Annotated in this window: 21 protein-coding genes; 10 read left to right on the top strand and 11 right to left on the bottom strand. The window is 62.8% G+C overall.

Annotation, left to right across the window (positions count from 1 at the left end):
* The first annotated feature begins 42 nt into the window (after positions 1 to 42).
* From ACWV14_RS27975 to ACWV14_RS27960, 4 genes are all read left to right on the top strand, one after another.
* On the top strand, positions 43 to 942 hold the full coding sequence (locus tag ACWV14_RS27975) for an amino acid ABC transporter substrate-binding protein (RefSeq protein ID WP_454904817.1): 900 nt from the start codon (positions 43 to 45) through the stop codon (positions 940 to 942).
* A 98-nt stretch (positions 943 to 1,040) separates the two neighbouring features.
* On the top strand, positions 1,041 to 1,769 hold the full coding sequence (locus tag ACWV14_RS27970) for an amino acid ABC transporter permease (protein WP_454904815.1): 729 nt from the start codon (positions 1,041 to 1,043) through the stop codon (positions 1,767 to 1,769).
* A 1-nt stretch (position 1,770) separates the two neighbouring features.
* On the top strand, positions 1,771 to 2,457 hold the full coding sequence (locus ACWV14_RS27965) for an amino acid ABC transporter permease (RefSeq protein WP_130427494.1): 687 nt from the start codon (positions 1,771 to 1,773) through the stop codon (positions 2,455 to 2,457).
* A 39-nt stretch (positions 2,458 to 2,496) separates the two neighbouring features.
* Positions 2,497 to 3,234 (top strand): amino acid ABC transporter ATP-binding protein, encoded by a 738-nt coding sequence (locus ACWV14_RS27960; RefSeq protein WP_454906097.1) that lies wholly within the window; start codon positions 2,497 to 2,499, stop codon positions 3,232 to 3,234.
* A 59-nt stretch (positions 3,235 to 3,293) separates the two neighbouring features.
* Here the strand turns inward: ACWV14_RS27960 and ACWV14_RS27955 are convergent, their stop codons facing one another.
* From ACWV14_RS27955 to ACWV14_RS27945, 3 genes are all read right to left on the bottom strand, one after another.
* Positions 3,294 to 4,343: an alpha/beta hydrolase family protein gene (locus ACWV14_RS27955; protein ID WP_454904812.1), complete on the bottom strand. Its 1,050-nt coding sequence runs from the start codon at positions 4,341 to 4,343 to the stop codon at positions 3,294 to 3,296.
* A gap of 103 nt (positions 4,344 to 4,446) precedes the next feature.
* Positions 4,447 to 5,424: a nucleoside hydrolase gene (locus ACWV14_RS27950; RefSeq protein WP_454904811.1), complete on the bottom strand. Its 978-nt coding sequence runs from the start codon at positions 5,422 to 5,424 to the stop codon at positions 4,447 to 4,449.
* 69 nt (positions 5,425 to 5,493) lie between these two features.
* Positions 5,494 to 6,321 (bottom strand): dienelactone hydrolase family protein, encoded by an 828-nt coding sequence (locus ACWV14_RS27945; RefSeq protein WP_454904809.1) that lies wholly within the window; start codon positions 6,319 to 6,321, stop codon positions 5,494 to 5,496.
* A 123-nt stretch (positions 6,322 to 6,444) separates the two neighbouring features.
* Between ACWV14_RS27945 and ACWV14_RS27940 the strand changes: the two genes are divergently transcribed.
* Positions 6,445 to 7,410, top strand: a complete 966-nt coding sequence (locus ACWV14_RS27940) for a GlxA family transcriptional regulator (protein ID WP_454904807.1) — start codon at positions 6,445 to 6,447, stop codon at positions 7,408 to 7,410.
* A gap of 30 nt (positions 7,411 to 7,440) precedes the next feature.
* On the opposite strand, the gene ACWV14_RS27935 is transcribed toward ACWV14_RS27940, so the two are convergent.
* The 3 genes from ACWV14_RS27935 to ACWV14_RS27925 form a co-directional block, all read right to left on the bottom strand.
* Positions 7,441 to 8,478 carry a DctP family TRAP transporter solute-binding subunit gene (locus tag ACWV14_RS27935; protein ID WP_454904805.1) on the bottom strand — a complete coding sequence of 346 codons (1,038 nt, stop codon included), beginning with the start codon at positions 8,476 to 8,478 and terminating at the stop codon, positions 7,441 to 7,443.
* Positions 8,479 to 8,838: 360 nt separating this feature from the next.
* On the bottom strand, positions 8,839 to 10,137 hold the full coding sequence (locus ACWV14_RS27930; RefSeq protein ID WP_454904803.1) for a TRAP transporter large permease: 1,299 nt from the start codon (positions 10,135 to 10,137) through the stop codon (positions 8,839 to 8,841).
* On the bottom strand, positions 10,134 to 10,697 hold the full coding sequence (locus ACWV14_RS27925) for a TRAP transporter small permease (protein ID WP_081268393.1): 564 nt from the start codon (positions 10,695 to 10,697) through the stop codon (positions 10,134 to 10,136). The genes ACWV14_RS27930 and ACWV14_RS27925 overlap by 4 nt, the downstream gene beginning before the upstream one ends.
* A gap of 715 nt (positions 10,698 to 11,412) precedes the next feature.
* Between ACWV14_RS27925 and ACWV14_RS27920 the strand changes: the two genes are divergently transcribed.
* From ACWV14_RS27920 to ACWV14_RS27910, 3 genes are all read left to right on the top strand, one after another.
* Entirely contained in the window at positions 11,413 to 12,495 is a 1,083-nt protein-coding gene (locus ACWV14_RS27920; RefSeq protein ID WP_454904801.1) for a hypothetical protein, read from the top strand.
* 309 nt (positions 12,496 to 12,804) lie between these two features.
* A complete protein-coding gene (locus tag ACWV14_RS27915) occupies positions 12,805 to 14,220 on the top strand; it encodes an IS1182 family transposase (protein WP_454904799.1) in 1,416 nt (471 codons plus the stop codon).
* A gap of 282 nt (positions 14,221 to 14,502) precedes the next feature.
* Positions 14,503 to 14,814 carry an AAA family ATPase gene (locus tag ACWV14_RS27910; RefSeq protein WP_454904797.1) on the top strand — a complete coding sequence of 104 codons (312 nt, stop codon included), beginning with the start codon at positions 14,503 to 14,505 and terminating at the stop codon, positions 14,812 to 14,814.
* Between the two features lie 67 nt (positions 14,815 to 14,881).
* Here ACWV14_RS27910 and istB (ACWV14_RS27905) read toward each other — a convergent pair whose 3' ends face one another.
* The 3 genes from istB (ACWV14_RS27905) to ACWV14_RS27895 form a co-directional block, all read right to left on the bottom strand.
* Positions 14,882 to 15,685 (bottom strand): IS21-like element helper ATPase IstB, encoded by an 804-nt coding sequence (gene istB, locus ACWV14_RS27905; RefSeq protein WP_454901618.1) that lies wholly within the window; start codon positions 15,683 to 15,685, stop codon positions 14,882 to 14,884.
* A complete protein-coding gene (gene istA / locus ACWV14_RS27900; RefSeq protein ID WP_454901620.1) occupies positions 15,675 to 17,264 on the bottom strand; it encodes an IS21 family transposase in 1,590 nt (529 codons plus the stop codon). Before istA (ACWV14_RS27900) ends, istB (ACWV14_RS27905) begins: the two co-directional genes overlap by 11 nt.
* An 82-nt stretch (positions 17,265 to 17,346) precedes the next feature.
* Positions 17,347 to 18,378, bottom strand: a complete 1,032-nt coding sequence (locus ACWV14_RS27895; protein ID WP_454904795.1) for an ATP-dependent nuclease — start codon at positions 18,376 to 18,378, stop codon at positions 17,347 to 17,349.
* 92 nt (positions 18,379 to 18,470) lie between these two features.
* On the opposite strand from ACWV14_RS27895, the gene istA (ACWV14_RS27890) reads away from it, so the two are divergent.
* Together istA (ACWV14_RS27890) and istB (ACWV14_RS27885) are read left to right on the top strand one after the other, a co-directional pair.
* A complete protein-coding gene (gene istA / locus ACWV14_RS27890; RefSeq protein ID WP_454901620.1) occupies positions 18,471 to 20,060 on the top strand; it encodes an IS21 family transposase in 1,590 nt (529 codons plus the stop codon).
* Entirely contained in the window at positions 20,050 to 20,853 is an 804-nt protein-coding gene (gene istB / locus ACWV14_RS27885; RefSeq protein WP_454901618.1) for an IS21-like element helper ATPase IstB, read from the top strand. Before istA (ACWV14_RS27890) ends, istB (ACWV14_RS27885) begins: the two co-directional genes overlap by 11 nt.
* 50 nt (positions 20,854 to 20,903) lie before the next feature.
* Here istB (ACWV14_RS27885) and ACWV14_RS27880 read toward each other — a convergent pair whose 3' ends face one another.
* Together ACWV14_RS27880 and ACWV14_RS27875 are read right to left on the bottom strand one after the other, a co-directional pair.
* Complete coding sequence (locus tag ACWV14_RS27880) at positions 20,904 to 21,461, bottom strand: UvrD-helicase domain-containing protein (protein ID WP_454904793.1); 558 nt, start codon at positions 21,459 to 21,461, stop codon at positions 20,904 to 20,906.
* Positions 21,451 to 22,212, bottom strand: coding sequence for an ATP-dependent endonuclease (locus ACWV14_RS27875; protein WP_454904791.1), 762 nt, complete (start codon positions 22,210 to 22,212; stop codon positions 21,451 to 21,453). Before ACWV14_RS27875 ends, ACWV14_RS27880 begins: the two co-directional genes overlap by 11 nt.
* Positions 22,213 to 22,239 lie beyond the last annotated feature (27 nt).

Genomic DNA, 22,239 nt, shown 5'->3' with positions numbered 1-22,239 from the left:
ATTTCGTTGTATCTGTTTCAGTCACCCTCAGGAGTTTTCCGTATGAAAAAACAAGTATTGGCATTGGCAATCGCGGCGCTGGCAGCCGGTGGCGCGATGGCGCAAGCCAATGACACGCTGGCCAAGATCAAGGCTTCCGGCGTCATCACCGAAGGCGTGCGCGAATCTTCCGGCCTGTCGTACACGCTGGGCAATGGCCAGTACACCGGCTTCCACTACGACGTCTGCGCCAACATCATCAAGGACCTCGAGAAGGCCGCCGGCAAGAAGCTCGAAGTCAAGTACCAGCCCGTGACCTCGCAGAACCGCATTCCGCTCGTGCAGAACGGCACCGTGGACATCGAGTGCGGCTCGACCACCAACAACGCCACCCGCCAGAAGGACGTGGCTTTCGGCGTGACCACCTACGTCGAAGAAACCAAGATCGTCGTCAAGGCCAACTCGGGCATCAACTCGCTGGCCGACCTGAAGGACAAGACGGTCGCCACCACCACCGGCACCACGCCGCTGCAGACCGTGCGCAAGCAAAAGCGCGCCGAAAACCTGACCTTCAAGGAGGTCTACGGCAAGGACCACTCCGACAGCTTCCTGCTGCTGGAAACCGGCCGTGCCGACGCCTTCGTGATGGACGGCTCGATCCTGGCTGCCCTGGCCGCCAAGTCGAAGTCGCCCAAGGACTACAAGATCCTGCCGGACGTGCTGGCCGTCGAACCCATCGCCATCATGATCCGCAAGGACGACCCCGCCTTCAAGAAGGCCGTGGACGACAGCATCAAGGCACAGGCCAAGTCCGGCGAACTCGCCAAGCTGTACGACAAGTGGTTCCTGAAGCCGATTCCCCCGGCAGGCGTGACCATCGGCCTGCCGCTGGGCGAAGCCACCAAGAACGCCTGGGCCAACCCGAACGACAAGCCTGCTGAAGACTACGTCACCAAGGAATAAACGCCGCGTCGCTGCGTGATGACGCCCACCTTTCGCGGTGGGCGTTTCTTTTCAAGGGACTGGTTTTCGAAGAGACGGTGAAGAAGGAGTAAATACAAATGGGCAACTGGGATTGGCAGGTATTCCTGCAAGACCCCGGGGGGGACTATCCGACCTACCTGCAATGGATGCTGTCGGCCTGGGGCTGGACCGTGTCGGTGGCACTGCTGGCGCTGATCGTGGCGCTGGTGCTGGGCTCGCTGGTCGGCATCATCCGCACGCTGCCCGACAGCCCGTGGCTGGTGCGGCTGGGCAATGCATGGGTGGAGCTGTTCCGCAACATCCCGCTGCTGGTGCAGATCTTCCTCTGGTACCACGTGATCCCGGCGCTCATCCCCGTCATGAAGGGCGTGCCGAGCTTCATCCTCGTGGTGCTGGCACTGGGCTTCTTCACGTCGGCACGTATCGCAGAGCAGGTGCGCTCGGGCATCCAGGCGCTGCCCAAGGGCCAGCGCTACGCGGGCATGGCGGTGGGCTTCACCACCCCGCAGTACTACCGCTACGTGATCCTGCCGATGGCCTACCGCATCATCATCCCGCCGCTCACGAGCGAGACGATGAACATCTTCAAGAACTCGTCCGTGGCGTTTGCCGTGTCGGTCACCGAGCTCACCATGTTCGCCATGCAGGCGCAGGAAGAAACCTCGCGCGGCATCGAGGTCTACCTCGCGGTGACGGCGTGCTACGTGGTTTCGGCGCTCATCATCAACCGCCTCATGGCGTTCATCGAGAAGAAGACCCGCGTGCCGGGCTTCATCGTCTCGGCCAGCGGCGGCGGAGGACACTGACATGAATCTCGACCTGTCCTTCTACAACTGGGACGTCATCAGCAACTTCGTCGTCAAGGGCTTCTACTTCAGCATCATGCTGACGGTGGTGGCCACCATCGGCGGCGTGGTCTTCGGCACGATCCTGGCGCTCATGCGCCTGTCGGGCAAAAAATGGCTCGATGCGCCCGCGGCCCTGTACGTCAACGGCATGCGAAGCATCCCGCTGGTGATGGTGATCCTGTGGTTCTTCCTGCTGGTGCCGGCGTCGTTCTATTCGCTGTTCGGCTCGGTGGGCTCCAACTACCGCTCCGAAATCTCGGCCGTGATCACCTTCGTGGCGTTCGAGGCGGCCTACTTCAGCGAGATCATGCGCGCGGGCATCCAGTCGATCCCGCGCGGCCAGATCAACGCCGGCCAGGCCGTGGGCATGACCTACGGCCAGAACATGCGCCTGGTGGTGCTGCCGCAGGCCTTCCGCAACATGCTGCCGGTGCTGCTCACGCAGACCATCATCCTGTTCCAGGATACGTCGCTGGTCTACGCCATCGGCGCCTACGACATGCTCAAGGGCTTCGAGACGGCCGGCAAGAACTTCGGCCGCCCGATCGAGGCCTACCTGCTCGCGGCTGTCGTTTACTTCGTCATGTGCTACGCCCTTTCTTGGCTGGTCAAGCGCCTGCACAAGAAGATCGCCATCATTCGCTGATTGAGTGGCTGAACCGGAGAGAAAGAAATGTCCGAAAAAATGATCGAAATCAAGAACGTATCCAAGTGGTACGGCCCGGTGCAGGTGCTCAACGACTGCTCCGTAAACATCTCCAAGGGCGACGTGGTCGTGGTCTGCGGTCCCTCGGGGTCCGGCAAGTCCACGCTCATCAAGACCGTGAACGCGCTGGAGCCCTTCCAGAAGGGCGAGATCACCGTCAACGGCATTCCGCTGCACGACCCCAAGACCAACCTGCCCAAGCTGCGCTCCAAGGTCGGCATGGTGTTCCAGCACTTCGAGCTGTTCCCGCACCTGTCGGTGACCGAGAACCTCACGATCGCGCAGATCAAGGTGCTGGGCCGCTCGGCCGACGAAGCCAAGACCCGCGGCCTGAAGATGCTCGACCGCGTGGGCCTGATGGCGCACAAGGACAAGTTCCCGGGCCAGCTGTCCGGCGGCCAGCAGCAGCGCGTGGCCATTGCCCGCGCGCTGTCGATGGACCCGATCGTGATGCTGTTCGACGAACCCACCTCGGCGCTCGACCCCGAAATGGTCGGCGAAGTGCTCGACGTGATGGTGGCCCTGGCCAAGGAAGGCATGACCATGATGGTGGTCACGCACGAAATGGCCTTCGCCCGCAAGGTGGCGAGCCGCGTGATCTTCATCGACGTGGGCGGCCGCATCCTGGAAGACTGCCCGAAGGACGAGTTCTTCAACCACCCCGAGAACCGCCAGCCGCGCACCAAGGACTTCCTCAACAAGATCCTGCAGCACTGATCGGCGCTGCCGCCGGTGCTGACCAGAAGGGCCACGCTGCACGCAGCGTGGCCCTTTTTTCATTTGGCGGGCGCGGACAGTGCCTTGTCGAAGAACGCCGGAATCTCCTGCCCCAGCCGCACCAGCAGTGCCTTGCGGTCGAAGCCCGGCGGATCGTCGCGGATGTCGCCGTCGTCGCTCGGGATCGCGGTGCTGGGCGTGTCCATGAACGCGAAATGCCAGGCGTTGGGAATGCGCTCGAGTTCGGCCGCGGGCATGTTCTGCACCACCCATTCGGCATGGAAGCGCGGAACGAGGAAGCGGTCTTGCTGTGCCTCGTAGATGCGCGTGGGCACGCGGATCCCGGCGAGCGAAGCCGCGGTGAAGGGCTGGCCCGCCGGCGCCATCGCCACGATCGCGCGCACCCGCGGGTCGCGCAGCGAGGGCAGAAGCGACGAGGTCGATGCCCCGGCCGTCGCGGTGCTGCCCGTCGGTCGTGCATTGCGGCCGGCGTTGCAGAAGATCGGGTCGGCCGCGCCCTCGCTCTCGCAATGCTTGCCGATGCGCGACAGGTCGGCCTGTCCGCCCGCCACCGCCAGCACCGTGTAGCCCCCGGCCGAGTGGCCGACCGCGCCGACGCGGAAGCCTTCCGCGTCGCGGGCGATCCGGTCCTTCCACTGCGGGTCTTGCAGCAGCACGTCGATCACGTGCGAGATCTGCCGGGGCCGCTCGGTGAAATAGGCCTTCGCGCCCTGCTGCAGCAGCGAATGGTCCTGCCAGTTGTCGCCGGGGTGGCGCAGCGCCGCGACCAGGTAGCCGTCCCGCGCGAGCGCTTCGGCAATGCTGGTGTGGCCCAGCTCGGTGCCGCCGATGCCGTGGCTCAGCACGATCAGCCCCTTGAACTTGTCCTCGGGCGGAGCCTGGATGGCGACCCGCACCGTGAACGGGCCCATCGGAATGCTGCGCGCGGTGGCCTGCGTCGGGTAATAGAGCGCCACCACGACGGGCGCGGCGTCCGGTGTCGGCCCCGGAATGCTCGACTGCCGCCAGCCGGCCTCGGAGGCCATGATCTGGAAGGACAGCAGCAGGCCGGAGGCAAGCAGCAGGGTCTGGCGGAAAACGGTGCGCATCGCGATCTCCTCGGTGGGTTCAGTGGAGTGCGTATGGTTGCCGCGTTGCGGCGCGGCCTCCACGACATTGCGATGAAGCGCGCGAAACGCGGCGCCAGACGACTCAGGGCAGCCGCGCGATGTGTTCCGTCAGCAGGTCGAAGAAGCCCTGCGCATCGCCGTCGATGATCCAGTTCACGTTGGCCGGCCGGCGCAGGCTGCCGTACCAGTCGGCCACCGTCTGCCCGAAGCCCATGCCCTCGCGGCTGTCGATCTCCACGTGGATGCGCCGGCCCGTGAAGAGCGAAGGTTGCAGCAGGTAGGCCGTGACCGTGGCGTCGTGCACCGGACCGCCGGGCATGTCGTAGTGCTTCATTTCCTGCGGCGCATAGGCGTCGAGGATGTCCGCGACGATCGTGCCGGCCCGGTTGCCCAGCGTGCGCAGCCGCGCGATGCGCTCGTCACTCGTGAGGATCTTGTGCGTCACGTCCAGCGGCAGCATGGTGATGGGTACGCCGCTCTGGAGCACCGCCTCGGCCGCGTGCGGGTCGGCGAACACGTTGAACTCGGCTGTGGGCGTGATGTTGCCGCCGTTGAAATGCGCGCCGGCCATCAGCACCAGTTCGCGCAGGCCGCGCACGATGTCGGGTGCCTGTTCGAGCGCCAGCGCAAGGTTGGTCTGCGGGCCGAGCATTGCGAGCGTCACGCTTTTCTCCGGCGCGGCGCGCAAGGTGCGGATGAGGTAATCGACCGCGTTGCCTTCCGCGAGCGGTGCCGCGGGCTCGTACACGTCGACGCCAGTGAGGCCTTCGCGCCCGTGGATGTTGGCTGCGTAGATCGGCGTGCGCTTCAGCGGCCGCTGCGCGCCTGCGTAGACCGGAATGTCCGGCCGCCCGGCCCACTCGCACGCCAGGCGCGCATTGCGGGATGTCTTGGCCAGCGGCACGTTGCCGGCCACGGTGGTCAGCGCCTGAATGTTCAGCCGCTCGGGCGCGGCCATCGCGAAGAGCAGCGCGATCACGTCGTCGGCGCCGGGGTCCGTGTCGATGATGAGCGTGTGAGGCGCGGTGTGTGCAGTGTCTGCTGGATTCGGCGGCGGCATGAAAAGGGCTCCTGGCGGGCGCGAACAGCGCGCCCCTGCGGCGCCAGTCTGCCAGAGCGCGGGCGCCGCTCAGCCCTGCCGCAGCCGCTTGCCGAAGAACGCCAGGATCTCGTCGCGCGCCGCAAGCGTCGGCTGGCCCGCCTCGTCGATCAGGTGCGCCGTGACCACGCTGTGCGGGCTCGCCACCACCTGCGCGAAGAAGGGCGGGGTGTCGGTGTTGGCCGCGCTGTCCGGCAACACGCGGGCCACGAAGCGCTCGCCCAGCGCCTCGGAAAAGGCGGCGAAGCGCTGCGCCCTGCAATGCTTGTCGCCTTCGAAGCGGTAGGCCATGACCGTCAGGTCTTCGCGCTCCAGCCGCTCGCGGACCGCTGCCAGCTCCTCGGTCGCCATGTTCGTGGCGGCGGGGTTGTCCATCGGCAGCGAAGGCTGGCACATCACCGGCGCGAGGATCGCGGGCTCGAGCATCATCGACAGCGCGAAGTTGCCGGTGAAGCACATGCCGATGGCGCCCACGCCGGGGCCACCGCACTCGGCATGCGCGAGCCGCGCGAGCGCGCGCAGCCATTGCGTGACCGGGCTCGATTCGTTGGCGGCAAAGGCGCGGAACTCGGCGCTCACGCAGGCGCGCCTGAACACGGCCACGCCTTCTTCCGCACCGGGCACGGCACCGTCGCGGCCGAACAGCGACGGCATGTAGACGGTGAAGCCCGCGTCGCGCACCCAGCGTGCGAAGCGCGCCACATGCGGGCTGATGCCGGGCATCTCGGTCATCACGATCACGGCCGGGCCATCGCCGAGCACGTAGACCTTCTTTTCGACGCCGTCGAGCGTGGTCTGGCGCGCGGCGAAATCGTCGAGCGGGTCGTCTTCGGTCAGGGGGCGGGTAGCGGTTGTCATCGTGGGTGTCTCCTCGTCGCATCTTCGCCAGGGTGTCCGGCATGCTTGTATTGGGCCCTTCGCGACCACAGAATGGCAGTGTCCAATTTGACTGTTTAAGGGCTGAATCAGACAGCCGCCCAAATGCACGACTTCACGATCCTGGTGCTGCCCGGCGCCTTCAACTCCAGCGTCGCGGTCACGCTCGACATCCTCGGTGCCGCGCAGGCATTGGCGCCGCGTGCCGGCGTGGCGCCGCCGCGCTGGCGGCCATGTTCGGTGCAGGGCGGCCCGGTGCCGCTGCAGGCTGGCATGACCATCGACACCGCGCGCCTGCCCGCCCGGCCGCGCGACGACTGCTCGACCTGGGTGGTGCCGGGGCTCGGCCTCAACACACCGGGCGACATCCGCCGCTGCCTCGGGAGCGATGACGCAGTCAAGGCAGTCGCGGGCCTGGTGCGGCATGCAAAGGCCGGCGGACAGGTCGCGGCCTCCTGCTCGGCCGTGTTCCTGCTGAACGCGGCCGGCCTGCTTCAGGGCCGGCGCGCGACCACCTCATGGTGGTATGCGCCGCTGCTCGCGCGCATGTCGCCCGAATGCACCGTCGATGCCGACCGCATGGTGTGCGCCGACGGCCCGGTGGTCACCGCTGGCGCCGCATTCGCGCAGACCGACCTGATGCTGCACCTGCTGCGCGAGCGCTGCGGCAGTGCGCTCACCGACCTGGTTTCGCGCATGCTGCTGATCGACGGACGCCAGGCCCAGGCGCCGTTCGTGGTGCCGGAGGTGCTGGCCAACGGCAACGACCTGGTGGTGCGGCTGGCCGCGCGCGTCGAGTCGGCGCTGCCCGACGCACCGGCCGTCAGCGCGCTGGCGCGCGAGTTCTGCATGTCGGAGCGCACGCTCTCACGCCACATCCGCAAGGCCACCGGCAAGAGCACACAGGCGCTGGTGCAGAGCGTGCGGCTGCGGCGTGCCCGCGCGCTGCTCGAAACCAGCCGCATGACGGTCGAGCAGGTAGCCGGCGCGGTGGGCTACCAGGACGCCACCGCGTTGCGGCGCCTGATGAAGAAGATGGCGGGGGCTAACCCGAGCCGCTATCGCAGTTGATGCGGTTGCGGCCCCCGCTCGCTTTCCTGATTACTTCTTGCGCGCAGCAATCGCCTGCTCGGCCTTCGCCACCAGGTCCGCGCCCACGGTCGACTTCCACTTGTCGTACACCGGCCGAGTCGCCTTAACGAACGCTTCACGCTCCGCCGGCGTGAGGCTCGTCACGGTCACGCCCATGCCCGCGATGTCCTTCAGCACAGGCTTGTCGGCCTCCACCAGGCCCTTGCGCGCGATGACTATCTCTTCCTTGCCTGCATCGATGGCGGCCTGCCGCACGATGGCCTGGTCGGCCGGGGTCCACGAGGCCCAGATTTCCTTGTTGACCACGAACACCAGCGGGTCGGCCACGTAGCCCCAGGTGGTGACGAACTTCTGGCCCACGGTCTGCATCTTGAGCACGGTGAACAGGAACAGCGGGTTCTCCTGTCCGTCGACCGCGCCGCTCGCGAGTGCCGGCTGTGCGTCGGCCCAGCTCATCTGCGTGGGGTTGGCGCCGAGCGCGGTGAACATGTCGGAGTAGATGGGCGAGCCGACCACGCGGATCTTCATGCCCTTGATGTCGGCCGGCGACTTGATGGGCTTCTTGGAGTTGGTGATTTCGCGGAAGCCGTTTTCGCCCCATGCAAGCGGCACCACGCCGGCCTTGTCGAGGGTCTTGAACATTTCCTTGCCGACCTCGCCCTGCGTGAGCGCGTCGATGGCCGCGTAGTCGGGCATCAGGAAGGGCATGGAGAACAGGTTGAGCTGCTTGACCTGCGGCGACCAGTTGATGGTGGAGCCGACGGCCATGTCGATGACGCCCTGGCGCAGCGCGCTGAACTCGCGGGTCTGGTCGCCCTGGATGAGCGAGACGCCGGGATAGAGCTTGATGTTGATGCGGCCCTGGGTGCGCTCCTTGACCATGTCGGCCCAGATTTTCCCGGCCTGGCCCCAGGGGGTGGGCGGGCCGAGCACGAGGGACATCTTGTATTCGGGCTTGTAGGCGGCCTGCGCCATTGCGCCGGTCGAGAACATGCCGAGGGCGGTGGCTGCTGCGGCGAGTCCGAGCAGGGTGCGGCGGAATTTCATGAGAGGTCTCCTTATTGTTCGAAACATTTACTGGTACTGAAAAATTTACTGAAGGGGCTCTTGCGTTTGGGCTCTGTGTTCAGGGCGCGTGCACAGGCCGCCGGGTACTCCCCTCCGCGAATGTCCCCCGGCCTGCGGCCTCCTCCTTTATTTCGCTGCGGGGAGCACCCGACGCCCTGTGCACAGGGCACGCCGCTGGTGTACGGCCGATCAACGACTGCTCTTTGCAACGCTCACGACGGCGGGGTGCCTTGCGCAGCGAAATAAAGGAGGAGGGCGAAGCCCGGGGGACATTCGCGGAGCAAGGTACCCCGTCGGCGTGAGCGCACCCCGAACAGCGGCCGCCACGCAAGACAAGCATCAGTACCCCAACTTGCGAGGCAACCACAAAGCCAGCTCCGGGAAGATGATGACCAGCACCATCACCACGAACATCGAGAACAGCATCCACCCCACCCATCGCACCGTCTCTTCCATGCGCACATTCGCGATGCGGCACGACACCATCAGGTTGACCGCGAGCGGTGGCGTGAACTGGCCCAGCGCCACCTTCAGCGTGAGGATCACGCCGAACCACACCGGGTCCCACTTGTAGTACTGCACGATCGGCAGCAGCAGCGGCACGAAGATCAGGAAAATCGACACGCCGTCCAGGAACATTCCGACAGTGATCAGCAAGAGGATCAGCAGCGCCAGGATGCCGTACTCGCCCAGCCCAGAGTTCACGATGGCGCGCGTTACCGGGTCGATCACGCCCAGCGTCGACAGCGAATACGCGAAGATGCCCGCCAGCGACACCACCAGCAGGATCACCGCCGACAGCTCGCCCGACTCGCGCAAGATCACGAACAGGTCGCGCACCTTGATCGTCCGGTGAATGCACATGCCCACGAACAGGCCGTAGAACACCGCCACCACCGCCGCTTCGGTCGGCGTGAACCAGCCGGCGCGCATGCCACCCAGAATGAGCACCGGCGCCGCCAGCCCCCAGGTCGCTTCGCGAAAGCTCTTCCAGAAAGGTGGGCGCGGCAGCGTCGATTCGAGCGCGCCCATCTTGTGCTTGCGTGCCAGCAGCACGGCCGGAATCATCAGCGCCAGGCCGGCCATCACGCCCGGGATCATGCCGGCCGCAAACAGCGCCGGCACCGAGGCGCCCGGCACCAGCACCGAATAAACGATGAAGGCGACCGAGGGCGGAATCAGGATGTCGGTGGCCGCCGCCGCGCCCACCACGCTGGCGGAGAACGCCGCCGGGTAGCCGGCGCGCGACATGGCCGCGATCATCACCGCGCCCACGGCCGCCGCGTTGGCCGGGCCCGAGCCCGAGATGCCGCCGAGGAACATCGCCACCGCAATCGCCACCAGCGGCAGCATGCCGGGGCCGCGGCCCACGATGGCAATGGCAAAGTTGACGAGGCGCAGCGCCACGCCCGAGCGGTCGAAGATGGAGCCGACCAGCACGAACATCGGAATGGCCAGCAGCGGGTATTTGCCCAGGCCGGCATAGAAGTTCTGCGGCACGGCGAGCAGGCCGAACCACTGTGCGTCGCTGTTGGCCAGCGCGATGCAGGCGGCGCCCGCCAGGCCCAGTGCGGCGCCGATGGGCACGCCCACCAGCATCATCACGACGAAGGCGACAAAGAGCAGGGTAGCGATCACTTGGTGTCTTCTGACTTGTAGTTTTTCTTGCGGCCGCGGCGGACCATGAGGCCGATGGCACGCAGCGCGATGGCGAAGGACACGATCGGCAGCCAGATCGAATACCACCACGCCGGCAGCCCGATGCCCGGCGTCGTTTCTTCAAAGCGGTAGTCGTCCCACACCATGCGGATGCTGAGCGCGCCGATCAGGGTGAACAGGATGGCGATCATCAGCGCGCCGAACTGAGCGAGCCGCTTGCGCCGCGCCATCGAGCCGCTTTCGGAGAAGTACTCGATGCGGATGTGGCGGTCGCGTGCCACGGCGGCCGAGCCGGCCACCAGCGCCAGCATGATCATGAGGAACACCGAGAACTCTTCGGTCCACGCGAAGGACGAATCGGTGAAGTAGCGCACCAGCACGTTGGCAAAGGTGATGAGCGCCAGGGCGCCCATGATGATGACGGTGAGCCAGTCTTCGATGGCCAATGGCACCTTGGTGGGTTCGTCGGCGGCTTCGATGTCGGGGGGGATGGGGCTGGCGGCGTCCAGCGTGGGGCCGGACTCGGGTGGAGTTGTCATCGCAGGAAGGTCAGTGAGGCCAAAAGCCATGTCACCGGGCGGACGCCGGGACGCGTTCCGTACACCTCGACAGGGAAACAGCCGTCGATGCTAGGTGGTCGATGACCATTCATGTATCGGGGGTTTCCTTAGCTGTCTTGTTCTGCACAGCGGTGTTCAGGGCGTGTGCGCAGGGCGCCGGGTACTCCCCTCCGCGAATGTCCCCCGCCCTTCGGGCTCCTCCTTTATTTCGCTGCGGGGAGCACCCGGCGCCCTGCGCACGGGGAGTGCGGCTGTGGGATTGGCGGGGCGAGTGCTGTGGCGAATTGCGGATGGACGTGCGTGGGTTCGAACCCTCAACCTGCGCTGGATGATGACGTTCGCAGAGGCTTTACCTGACGCGGAGATTGTGTCGACGCTGTCGACACAATTGAGCTGGAGCCACCTGTTAGCTATCTTGGCGCTCAAGATGACCCAAGGCCCGGCGTCAGTTCCTTGCGCATATGGAGGATCCAAAATGAGCTGCCTCTATTTATGCACCGGGAGCTAACTGTCTTGGACGTTGCCGCATCAAGCGCTGAGCGATCTGCCCCAAAGCAGTCGTTAGCGACCGAACACAACTTAACCCCCGTTGCTACCCGACCCATGGGACTAGTAGCCAGCAGTTTCGCCGCTGAGGAACTCTCGTTGTCGGTCAATGACCATGGAGCGACTTCGGGTTTGTTCGACGTAGGGCGTGTCTCTCGACTACCAATTTCTCGGTATTGATCAAGCACGGTTTCGAGAGCGAAATTCAAACCGGCGGACCCGTTCACGGTGCATCAGAGGCGCGTGCTCGGTTTCATTTTTCACCATACTCGACCCGAATGTGGTCTTTATGACTATGCATGCTGCAGCGCTTCGTCTGTTTCTGGCCGAATGTACGGCGACCTCTCTCAAGAAGGAAATTGAGCTAAAGGGTTCGCTGGCGAGTGCTCTGCAAGTTCGCCACAAGATTCGAGATACCGATCTAGAAAAACTGTTTGATCTGGCTGACGAGGCGCCCCCAGACACATACAGACGGCACTACTACGTCTACACACTGCAGTTGTTCTCTGGTTCGGCGTACAGCACTTTTTCCTCGATCGTGACCGCTCCAGCTGGCACGTTGGCGAACGTCTTGGTCAAGCCTCATTGGGATCCTTTGAAGACGCACAGACTCGGTGCCATCTACGACCAAGAGCCGATGAACCTGTTCCCGGGTTGGTCGCTTACCAATGCGCGAAACAACCAAGTGATGCTCGATCCTCATCTGCTAATGCTTCACTCAGACGGCGGGATATCTACCGATCTCAATGGGAAGGTGTCGTCCAAGGCGACGAGCCACACTATTGGCATGCAGGTTTCTGGGGCGCTGCGTTCGGAAGACGAGCAAATGACGGAAGACCGATTGAAGGGCGGAACACTGCCTGGTCTTCAGCAAATTTATTCCCCGTATAGCAATAAGCTGAAAAAGAGCGAACCTCAGATGCTGAAGACATTGGGAAAGCTGAGCGGTGATAAAAGTAGGGCGTATGACAACACCAAAGCGATCAAGAAGTTCGAGAAGATCATGGATGAGATGAGAAAAACGACAATTGCGGGTGACTCACATTACAACCTCTTGTCGGGTAGCTTGCTGAATCAAAAATTGACTAACTCAGCTTTGTTGAGTGCGCAGAAATACTGGGCCCATCACCGTAGCACTGCTGAGAGAGAGATCGATACCGTGATCAAGGGGTTGCGCACAAAGGACGCGCAAGAGCATGCAATGACGCTGCGCCATCACACGCCTCGCTGATTCGATCAGAAAGGCGCTGTCCATCTCGGTGAGGACTGTTCTAGTCGGAAGTGTCGACTAACAGATAGGGGTGTTCTCGCGACTTTGGTTATCAAAGTTGGGATGTGCGACTGAACCAGCCACCGATACCGGGGCGTTCTCATGCCTGTGGTTATCGTCTGTTTGGCCGCCTGCTTCAGACTGGTTGCTGTCACTCGGCGAGGCTAGGGCGGAGGGGTACTATCGGCCGATTTTGTTGAAAAACTCGGCCGAATCCCAGTAGCTGGCTCGCCGTTTGCATGCCCTTTGTCACCGACGGAGGTAAGCATCATGATGGGGCAAGCAACCGTTCAAGATCAGCTCTTCTACGCATTCAACCTCGACGATCACGTCCCACGTGATCACCTGCTTCGGGGCGTGGACCGCTTCCTCGATCTCGGCGAATTGCGTCAGCATCTTTCGCCGTTCTACAGCCACACCGGCCGGCCATCGATCGATCCCGAGCTCATGATCCGGATGCTCGTCATCGGCTACTGCCTAGGCATCCGGTCTGAGCGTCGGCTGTGTGACGAAGTCCATCTCAACCTGGCCTACCGATGGTTCTGCCGCCTGGGCTTGGAAGACAGAGTCCCCGATCATTCGACGTTCTCCAAGAACCGCCATGGCCGCTTCCGCCAGAGCGATGCATTCCGATTCGTCTTCGAGACGGTACTGCACCGCTGTATGACCGAAGGCTTGGTTCAAGGCGAAGGCTTCGCCATCGACGCCAGCATCATCAAGGCCGACGCCAATCGCGCGCGTAATGCTCCTACTTCTGAGGTTGAGCAATGGCGCCGAGGCACCCAGTGCAGCCGCGCGGTGCGCGAGTACCTTGAAGCGCTCGACGTGGCCAATCCAGTTGCAGACGGTGTGCCCGAAGGGACGTACGACACGCAGACTGCATCCCGGAACATCTCTCCGACCGACCCTGCTGCGCAATGGACCGCAGCACCCGGTGGCCCGGCGTTCTACGCGTACTCGACCAACTACCTGATCGATCTGTCGGCGGGCATCATCGTGGACGTGGAGGCAACGCCTGCGCATCGCACACCGGAGGTCGAGTCCACCCGAACCATGATCGATCGGGTCGAAGAGCGCTTCGACATCAAGCCGCGAAGGCTTGTGGGCGACACCGCGTACGGCTCCGCACCTCTGCTTGGCTGGATGGTCGAAGACAAGCAGATCGAACCTCACGTTCCGGTGTGGGACAAGACGGTTCGCAAGGATGGCAGCCTGTCGATCGGCGAGTTCCAGTGGGTGCCGGAGCGCAATGAGTACGCGTGTCCCGAAGGCCATGCGCTGCGCAATGAGCGACGCCGGTTCACGATCCCGCGCAGCCACGTCACGAAGGCCGACACCGTGATCTACCGAGCCAGCCAGACCGACTGCGTCGACTGCGGGGTCAAAGATCGGTGTTGCCCGAACACGCCGTTCCGCAAGATCGCCCGAAGCATCCATGAAGGTGCCCGCGAGACGGCACGGTCCATCGCAAAGACACCGGAGTACAGCCAGTCGCGCAGGGAAAGGAAGAAGGTCGAGATGCTGTTCGCACACCTCAAACGCATCATGAAACTGGATCGGCTCCGGCTTCGCGGACTCAGTGGTGCGCAGGACGAGTTCCTGCTGGCGGCAACTGCCCAGAATCTTCGGCGAATGGCCAAGTGGTTGATGCCAATTGAAGCAGATGCGGGAATGAGGATCGCGTGAGATGGGCCGCGAGGCCTCTCAGGTTCTATCGCCCCCGCAACCGAGCTGCGAATCCTCGTGATCGCCGATGCGCACAGGATTCGAGAAGAGTTTTTCAACACAATCGGCCAAAAGCTGTCCTTCAATCTGTTAAGCCGGATGCCCGCTTCAGGCGGCGGATTCAACCAGTCGTTCAGTTCGCGAACGTCGAACGATCTTTTGCTATAAATTTCCCACACGAGAGTCGTAAGATTTGACTCGAGGAATACAAGAAGTGATCTCAATCAAGGCTGAGGAGGGGGCATGCGGATAGAAAAAATCGCGATCGAGAATTTCAGGCTCTTACAGAGCACTGAAATGTCGCTTGAGCGGACAACGACATTGATCGTCGGTCGCAATAACAGTGGCAAGACATCCATCACGGAGTTCTTCGCGCACGTCCTTGGGAATGAGCCTAAGAAGCTACGACTTGAAGACTTTTCGGCTGCGAGTAGAGATGCTTTTCTCAACGCCAAGCAGCTGCTTCGCGAGGGCAAAGACGAGAAAAACGTCCTAGCAGCGTTGCCGGTCATCGCGGCTACGGTCTTTGTGTCTTACGACCCAGCCAACTGTTGAGTTCCATGGAATCCTGACCCGCGATTTCCATCGAATATTGACCCACCCTCTTTGCGAGCCAGCCGGCTCACGGTGTGGATAAGTTCTTGGCTTTCTCCTTTTTAGGTTGGACTGCTTGAACGGGTTGAGCCGAGCTGTGCTTGAAGCGGAAGCTGTCGTTTCCGGTCTCCAGAATATGGCAGTGATGCGTGAGCCGGTCCAGCAACGCCGTCGTCATCTTCGCGTCGCCGAAGACGCTGGCCCACTCGCTGAAGCTCAAGTTGGTTGTGATCACCACGCTCGTGCGTTCGTAGAGTTTGGACAGCAGATGGAACAACAGCGCGCCACCTGATGCGCTGAACGGCAGGTAGCCCAGTTCATCGAGCACCACCATGTCCGCGTACATCAGTCGGTGCGCGATGTGGCCGGGATTGCCACTGGCCTTCTCTTGCTCGAGTGCGTTGACCAGTTCTACCGTCGAGAAGAAGCGCACCCGGCGGTGTTGGTGCTCGATGGCCTGCACGCCCAGCGCCGTGGCGATGTGGGTCTTGCCGGTGCCCGGACCGCCCACGAGCACCACGTTCTGCGCATCGTCCATGAACTCGCATCGGTGTAGCTGACGCACCAGCGCCTCGTTGACCTCGCTGTTGGCGAAGTCGAAGCCAGCGAGATCGCGATAGGCTGGGAAGCGAGCGAGCTTCAACTGGTAGGCCACCGAGCGTACCTCCCGCTCGGCTGTCTCTGCCTTTAGCAACTGCGAGAGCATCGGTTGGGCCGCCTCGAAGGCCGGCGATCCCTGCTCGGCCAGCTCCGCGACGGCCTGGGCCATGCCGTGCATCTTGAGTTCGCGCAGCATGATCACGATGGCGCCGCTGGCAGGGTCATGTCGCATGGCGCACCTCCTGGCTACTCGACTTGGAGTTCAGCGGCCCGCGCAGGCCGCCAGCAGCGCTGGCACGCCCCCGGAGCGTGTCGTAGCGCAGCACATCGGCCTTCGGCTCGTTCATCAGGCGCAGTGCCTGCGGTGCCGTGACAGGCGCCGGCGCAATGGGCTTGGCATCGAGCAGTCGGTGCAGCACATTCAGCACATGAGTCTTGCTGGCCACGCCGGCTTCCAGCGCCAGTTCGACCGCGGTCAGCACTGCCTGCTCGTCGTGGTGCAGCACCAGCGCCAGGATCTCCACCATCTCGCGGTCTCCGCCTGGCTGCTTCAGCAGCGCGGCCTGCAGCCGCCGGAAGCCCTGCGGCAGCTCGCTGAAGGGCGCTCCGTTCCTGAGCGCTCCTGGCTTGCGTTGCAGCACTGCCAGGTAGTGCCTCCAGTCGTAGACGGTCTGACCTGCGGTGTCGTGGCGACGGTCAATGATGCGCGTGTGCTCGCACACGATCTGGCCCTCGGCCGCCACGACGAGGCGTTCGGCGTACACGCGCAGGCTCACTGGCCGGTTCGCGTAGGAGGCCGGAACGCTGTAACGGTTGCGCTCGAAGTGCACCAGGCAGGTGGGCGAGACGCGCTTGGTGTGTTCCACGAAACCATCGAAGGGTCTGGGGATCTGCAACAGTAGTGGCCGTTCCTGCGCCCAGACATCGGCTACGGTCCCTGGCAGCTTGCCGTGGACGATCTCGCCCCACAGCGCCTTGCAGCGGTCCTCCAGCCAGTCGTTGAGCAGCGCCAGCGTGGCGAACGCCGGCACAGGTTGCCACAACCGGTGGCGCGCATCACGCACGTTCTTCTCGACCTGGCCCTTCTCCCAGCCCGAGGCCGGGTTGCAGAACTCGGCCTCGAACAGGTAGTGACTGACCATGGCGCTGAAGCGCGCGTTGATGTCGCGCTCCTTGCCGCGGCGTACCTTGTCCACGGCGGTCTTCATGTTGTCGTAGATGCCGCGCCGAGGCACGCCCCCGAGTACCTCGAAGGCCCGGTTGTGCGCATCGAACAGCATCTCGTGGGTCTGCAACAGGTAGGCGCGCACGATGAACGCACGGCTGTGGCTGAGCTTGAAGTGCGCCACCTGCAGCTTGGTGCGTTCACCAGCGATGACGGCCCAGTCCTCGCTCCAGTCGAACTGGAATGCCTCGCCGGGACCGAAGGCCAGAGGCACGAAGGTGCCGCGCCCGGTCGTCTGCTGGACCTCGTGGAGATGCGCATGCCACGCTCGTGCAAAGGCCGCCACGCGGTTGTAGGAGCCCTGGTAGCCCAGCGCCACCAGATCGGCGTGCATCTGCTTGAGCGTGCGCCGCTGCTTGCGTGACTTAGACGCCTCGCTCTTGAGCCAGCCGCCGAGCTTCTCGGCGAACGCGTCGAGCTTGCTCGGGCTGATGCGCTTCGCGTAGCTGGGCGCCGCCTCGCCCTCGCGAAGGTACTTGCGGATGGTGTTGCGAGACAAGCCCGTGCGCCGGGCTATCTCTCGGATGGACAGTTGCTCTCGCAGTGCCCAACGCCTGATGACACTCAGTGTCGCCACGTCAATCACTCCTGTGCTCCTGCTGCTAAAAGCAGCAGGTTAGGGTTATCACGTGGGTCAGATTTAGATGGAAATCACCGGGCCAAGTGGGTCACTTCTGGATGGAAATCAACATGTCAGCTCCTTTTCGGAAGTCCTTAATGACTGTGTGCCGTGTTGCCCCACCTGCGGAGGGCTTGGCGAGAAAATAGCGGACTGCATCAAACGGGGCAGCGTTCGCGATGTGCGATGAGTGCGTCGTGACGACAAACTGGACGGGCCATTCTTGATCTGGATACTCCGCCGAAAAGACCTGGACTGCTGCATTCAGTTGCTTGATAAAGACCTCCTGCATCTGCGGATGCAAATGGGCTTCGGGCTCCTCGATGAAGATCAGGTGCACTGCCGGCAGGGTCGGGTTCGTGCGAAAAGATTTGTGAAAACTCAGAAGCTGAAGAAGGATGTAGATCAGGTTTCGCGCGCCAAGACCGTTGTATCCCTCGGGGAGATGGACCCCATGTGCCCCCGTGTAAAAGACCTTTGTGTGCTCACTGAGGAGACTGACGACATTCAGTGCCGTCTCCGTCCGCAAGTCCGGGTCATTGAGGCCTGGATACCCGAAGCTCTTGATCTTCGGTAGCAACGCGGTGAGCTTCTCGTTGAAGCCCTCATGGATGCTTTGCTCGATGTTCGAAACGGCCGCCTTCAGTTCAGCGGCAATCGCCTGATCTGCCGTGGTTGCTGTGGCACTTGTCGCCGTGGTGAACAATGCCTCTAAGAGCTTCCCCAGGACGTTGGGCTCGCCGCGCTTGTGTTGATCAAGGAACCTTTGCGCGCCCACAAGTCCGCACTGAAAAAGCTTTCCGAGTTGCTTTAGTTCAATGACGCGCTCGTTGGTCGAATCGTTGGGATCAACTGCCGTTACGTGATACTCGTAGGCCTTCGGAACAACCTCTTTGAGGTTCTTAAAGAGGTGCGCCGCGTCATCTGCTCCTCCCGCTGGGATGGGTGAATCAAGCAGCAAACCCAAGGCCGTCTGTGCCGGCCGATATTCAATACGAATCTTGGCGCTCTTGCACTCGGGGTCGAGGTCGATCACAAATGGGGCGAGTGCGCCAAGTTCGTTGGCTGTGTTGATTTCCATCCAGAAGTGACCCACTTGGCCCGGTGATTTCCATCTAAATCTGACCCACGTGATAACCCTAACCTGCTGCTTTTAGCAGCAGGAGCACAGGAGTGATTGACGTGGCGACACTGAGTGTCATCAGGCGTTGGGCACTGCGAGAGCAACTGTCCATCCGAGAGATAGCCCGGCGCACGGGCTTGTCTCGCAACACCATCCGCAAGTACCTTCGCGAGGGCGAGGCGGCGCCCAGCTACGCGAAGCGCATCAGCCCGAGCAAGCTCGACGCGTTCGCCGAGAAGCTCGGCGGCTGGCTCAAGAGCGAGGCGTCTAAGTCACGCAAGCAGCGGCGCACGCTCAAGCAGATGCACGCCGATCTGGTGGCGCTGGGCTACCAGGGCTCCTACAACCGCGTGGCGGCCTTTGCACGAGCGTGGCATGCGCATCTCCACGAGGTCCAGCAGACGACCGGGCGCGGCACCTTCGTGCCTCTGGCCTTCGGTCCCGGCGAGGCATTCCAGTTCGACTGGAGCGAGGACTGGGCCGTCATCGCTGGTGAACGCACCAAGCTGCAGGTGGCGCACTTCAAGCTCAGCCACAGCCGTGCGTTCATCGTGCGCGCCTACCTGTTGCAGACCCACGAGATGCTGTTCGATGCGCACAACCGGGCCTTCGAGGTACTCGGGGGCGTGCCTCGGCGCGGCATCTACGACAACATGAAGACCGCCGTGGACAAGGTACGCCGCGGCAAGGAGCGCGACATCAACGCGCGCTTCAGCGCCATGGTCAGTCACTACCTGTTCGAGGCCGAGTTCTGCAACCCGGCCTCGGGCTGGGAGAAGGGCCAGGTCGAGAAGAACGTGCGTGATGCGCGCCACCGGTTGTGGCAACCTGTGCCGGCGTTCGCCACGCTGGCGCTGCTCAACGACTGGCTGGAGGACCGCTGCAAGGCGCTGTGGGGCGAGATCGTCCACGGCAAGCTGCCAGGGACCGTAGCCGATGTCTGGGCGCAGGAACGGCCACTACTGTTGCAGATCCCCAGACCCTTCGATGGTTTCGTGGAACACACCAAGCGCGTCTCGCCCACCTGCCTGGTGCACTTCGAGCGCAACCGTTACAGCGTTCCGGCCTCCTACGCGAACCGGCCAGTGAGCCTGCGCGTGTACGCCGAACGCCTCGTCGTGGCGGCCGAGGGCCAGATCGTGTGCGAGCACACGCGCATCATTGACCGTCGCCACGACACCGCAGGTCAGACCGTCTACGACTGGAGGCACTACCTGGCAGTGCTGCAACGCAAGCCAGGAGCGCTCAGGAACGGAGCGCCCTTCAGCGAGCTGCCGCAGGGCTTCCGGCGGCTGCAGGCCGCGCTGCTGAAGCAGCCAGGCGGAGACCGCGAGATGGTGGAGATCCTGGCGCTGGTGCTGCACCACGACGAGCAGGCAGTGCTGACCGCGGTCGAACTGGCGCTGGAAGCCGGCGTGGCCAGCAAGACTCATGTGCTGAATGTGCTGCACCGACTGCTCGATGCCAAGCCCATTGCGCCGGCGCCTGTCACGGCACCGCAGGCACTGCGCCTGATGAACGAGCCGAAGGCCGATGTGCTGCGCTACGACACGCTCCGGGGGCGTGCCAGCGCTGCTGGCGGCCTGCGCGGGCCGCTGAACTCCAAGTCGAGTAGCCAGGAGGTGCGCCATGCGACATGACCCTGCCAGCGGCGCCATCGTGATCATGCTGCGCGAACTCAAGATGCACGGCATGGCCCAGGCCGTCGCGGAGCTGGCCGAGCAGGGATCGCCGGCCTTCGAGGCGGCCCAACCGATGCTCTCGCAGTTGCTAAAGGCAGAGACAGCCGAGCGGGAGGTACGCTCGGTGGCCTACCAGTTGAAGCTCGCTCGCTTCCCAGCCTATCGCGATCTCGCTGGCTTCGACTTCGCCAACAGCGAGGTCAACGAGGCGCTGGTGCGTCAGCTACACCGATGCGAGTTCATGGACGATGCGCAGAACGTGGTGCTCGTGGGCGGTCCGGGCACCGGCAAGACCCACATCGCCACGGCGCTGGGCGTGCAGGCCATCGAGCACCAACACCGCCGGGTGCGCTTCTTCTCGACGGTAGAACTGGTCAACGCACTCGAGCAAGAGAAGGCCAGTGGCAATCCCGGCCACATCGCGCACCGACTGATGTACGCGGACATGGTGGTGCTCGATGAACTGGGCTACCTGCCGTTCAGCGCATCAGGTGGCGCGCTGTTGTTCCATCTGCTGTCCAAACTCTACGAACGCACGAGCGTGGTGATCACAACCAACTTGAGCTTCAGCGAGTGGGCCAGCGTCTTCGGCGACGCGAAGATGACGACGGCGTTGCTGGACCGGCTCACGCATCACTGCCATATTCTGGAGACCGGAAACGACAGCTTCCGCTTCAAGCACAGCTCGGCTCAACCCGTTCAAGCAGTCCAACCTAAAAAGGAGAAAGCCAAGAACTTATCCACACCGTGAGCCGGCTGGCTCGCAAAGAGGGTGGGTCAATATTCGATGGAAATCGCGGGTCAGGATTCCATGGAACTCAACACCACCGGGTAAGACCCAGTGAATATCTGCTGGAACTTAGGCATCGCCAGGAAGCGGGCCATCAGCTCTGGGATATCGTCGTGATAGAGAGTGATCCGGTCATCGTGAATGCCGAAATACCCGAGGTCGTACTCAATACGTCGGTTGCCGACGCCGCCTACTTCCGCGATCCTCTCCGCGTGCCTTTGGAGCTTTCCCACTTCCGTTCTGAGAACGGATTGAAACTGACCCATGCATCCCCAGCAGAAGGCATGAATGGTTTCAACCAGCACGGCCGGATGCTCGTCAATCTCTTGCGAAATTTCGCGTTTCGCGCCGTTCGTGTAGGTGATGCATGCGACCTTCTGGCCGCGACGCAAATAATCTGAGCCACGCTCAGAGATGAGTCGCTTAAGGGCTTGGACGAGGGAATAGGTCTTCCCGGCTCCTGCGCCGGCTTCGAGGCGAAAGCACTGATGATGATCAATGCAATGATTGACGCGCTCCTGCGCCTTCTGTGCTGCCTCAACCGCAGGACTTAGTGTTTTAAGCACCATGAGCCACGCCTCCATCTGCGGGCGGGTCGGCAGGTGGCAGCGGTGCTGAATCCGCTAGCCAAAGCAGGCCTTCATTGATGTACGCAGGCACCTTCCATGCGTCTTCGGAAAGACCGTACTTCAATGCGGTCTCGACCTTGCCCATGTCTGCGGCAATGCCGAAAGAAAGGTCACCCCAATGGTCGCCGTCCTTCAACGCAAAGAGCGTGGGGTTCGCGAGGATGAACGCATCTTCATATGTGCGCGCGCAGAACTTCGAGTCGGCTTCGTGAATTTGGTAAGCGACCCGTCGATAGCCCTGTACCTTCTCGTCCGGTGTCTTTGCCTTCAGAACATCTAGGGTGAGTGCCTCACCGTCTTTGATCTTGAACCAATCGCGAAGGGTCGTGTTCAATGACCGCTCACCTTGCGAGTAGGGACACTTCACATAGCGACCCTTATCGCCCATTTTTACGGCGTCAAGATCAGTAATGACCAATGTCCTCAACTCGAGAAAGTCGAGCAGCGGCGAAAAAATCTTCGCGTTCGCTCCGTCGACCTCCACTGTCGATACGTATTGCTGCGAGAGCTTCTTGGATTCGTCTAGCGCCTCGTCAACGAGCTGGAAGATGCGCGGCATCAGGAGGCGCTCGGTCGGACCTTCAATCAGAATGGCCTTGTCGGCGAAGAACAAGTCGCATTTCGTCAAGGTCATGTATCGATGCAGAAAGCTCCGATCTGGCTCATTGATCTTGTCAGTGTTGAGTTCCATGGAATCCTGACCCGCGATTTCCATCGA

Source organism: Variovorax durovernensis, assembly GCF_977011995.1.
The sequence above is the reverse complement of the archived record's forward strand: the minus strand, read 5'-3'. Positions and strand labels throughout refer to the sequence as shown.

Bases quoted from the DNA above. Each gene is read 5' to 3' on its own strand.
- ACWV14_RS27975 (WP_454904817.1), top strand. From the start codon at position 43: ATGAAAAAACAAGTATTGGCATTGGCAATCGCGGCGCTGGCAGCCGGT.
- ACWV14_RS27970 (WP_454904815.1), top strand. From the start codon at position 1,041: ATGGGCAACTGGGATTGGCAGGTATTCCTGCAAGACCCCGGGGGGGAC.
- ACWV14_RS27965 (WP_130427494.1), top strand. From the start codon at position 1,771: ATGAATCTCGACCTGTCCTTCTACAACTGGGACGTCATCAGCAACTTC.
- ACWV14_RS27960 (WP_454906097.1), top strand. From the start codon at position 2,497: ATGATCGAAATCAAGAACGTATCCAAGTGGTACGGCCCGGTGCAGGTG.
- ACWV14_RS27955 (WP_454904812.1), bottom strand. From the start codon at position 4,343: ATGCGCACCGTTTTCCGCCAGACCCTGCTGCTTGCCTCCGGCCTGCTG.
- ACWV14_RS27950 (WP_454904811.1), bottom strand. From the start codon at position 5,424: ATGCCGCCGCCGAATCCAGCAGACACTGCACACACCGCGCCTCACACG.
- ACWV14_RS27945 (WP_454904809.1), bottom strand. From the start codon at position 6,321: ATGACAACCGCTACCCGCCCCCTGACCGAAGACGACCCGCTCGACGAT.
- ACWV14_RS27940 (WP_454904807.1), top strand. From the start codon at position 6,445: ATGCACGACTTCACGATCCTGGTGCTGCCCGGCGCCTTCAACTCCAGC.
- ACWV14_RS27935 (WP_454904805.1), bottom strand. From the start codon at position 8,478: ATGAAATTCCGCCGCACCCTGCTCGGACTCGCCGCAGCAGCCACCGCC.
- ACWV14_RS27925 (WP_081268393.1), bottom strand. From the start codon at position 10,697: ATGACAACTCCACCCGAGTCCGGCCCCACGCTGGACGCCGCCAGCCCC.
- ACWV14_RS27915 (WP_454904799.1), top strand. From the start codon at position 12,805: ATGATGGGGCAAGCAACCGTTCAAGATCAGCTCTTCTACGCATTCAAC.
- ACWV14_RS27910 (WP_454904797.1), top strand. From the start codon at position 14,503: ATGCGGATAGAAAAAATCGCGATCGAGAATTTCAGGCTCTTACAGAGC.
- istB (WP_454901618.1), bottom strand. From the start codon at position 15,685: ATGCGACATGACCCTGCCAGCGGCGCCATCGTGATCATGCTGCGCGAA.
- ACWV14_RS27895 (WP_454904795.1), bottom strand. From the start codon at position 18,378: ATGGAAATCAACACAGCCAACGAACTTGGCGCACTCGCCCCATTTGTG.
- istB (WP_454901618.1), top strand. From the start codon at position 20,050: ATGCGACATGACCCTGCCAGCGGCGCCATCGTGATCATGCTGCGCGAA.
- ACWV14_RS27880 (WP_454904793.1), bottom strand. From the start codon at position 21,461: ATGGTGCTTAAAACACTAAGTCCTGCGGTTGAGGCAGCACAGAAGGCG.
- ACWV14_RS27875 (WP_454904791.1), bottom strand. From the start codon at position 22,212: ATGGAACTCAACACTGACAAGATCAATGAGCCAGATCGGAGCTTTCTG.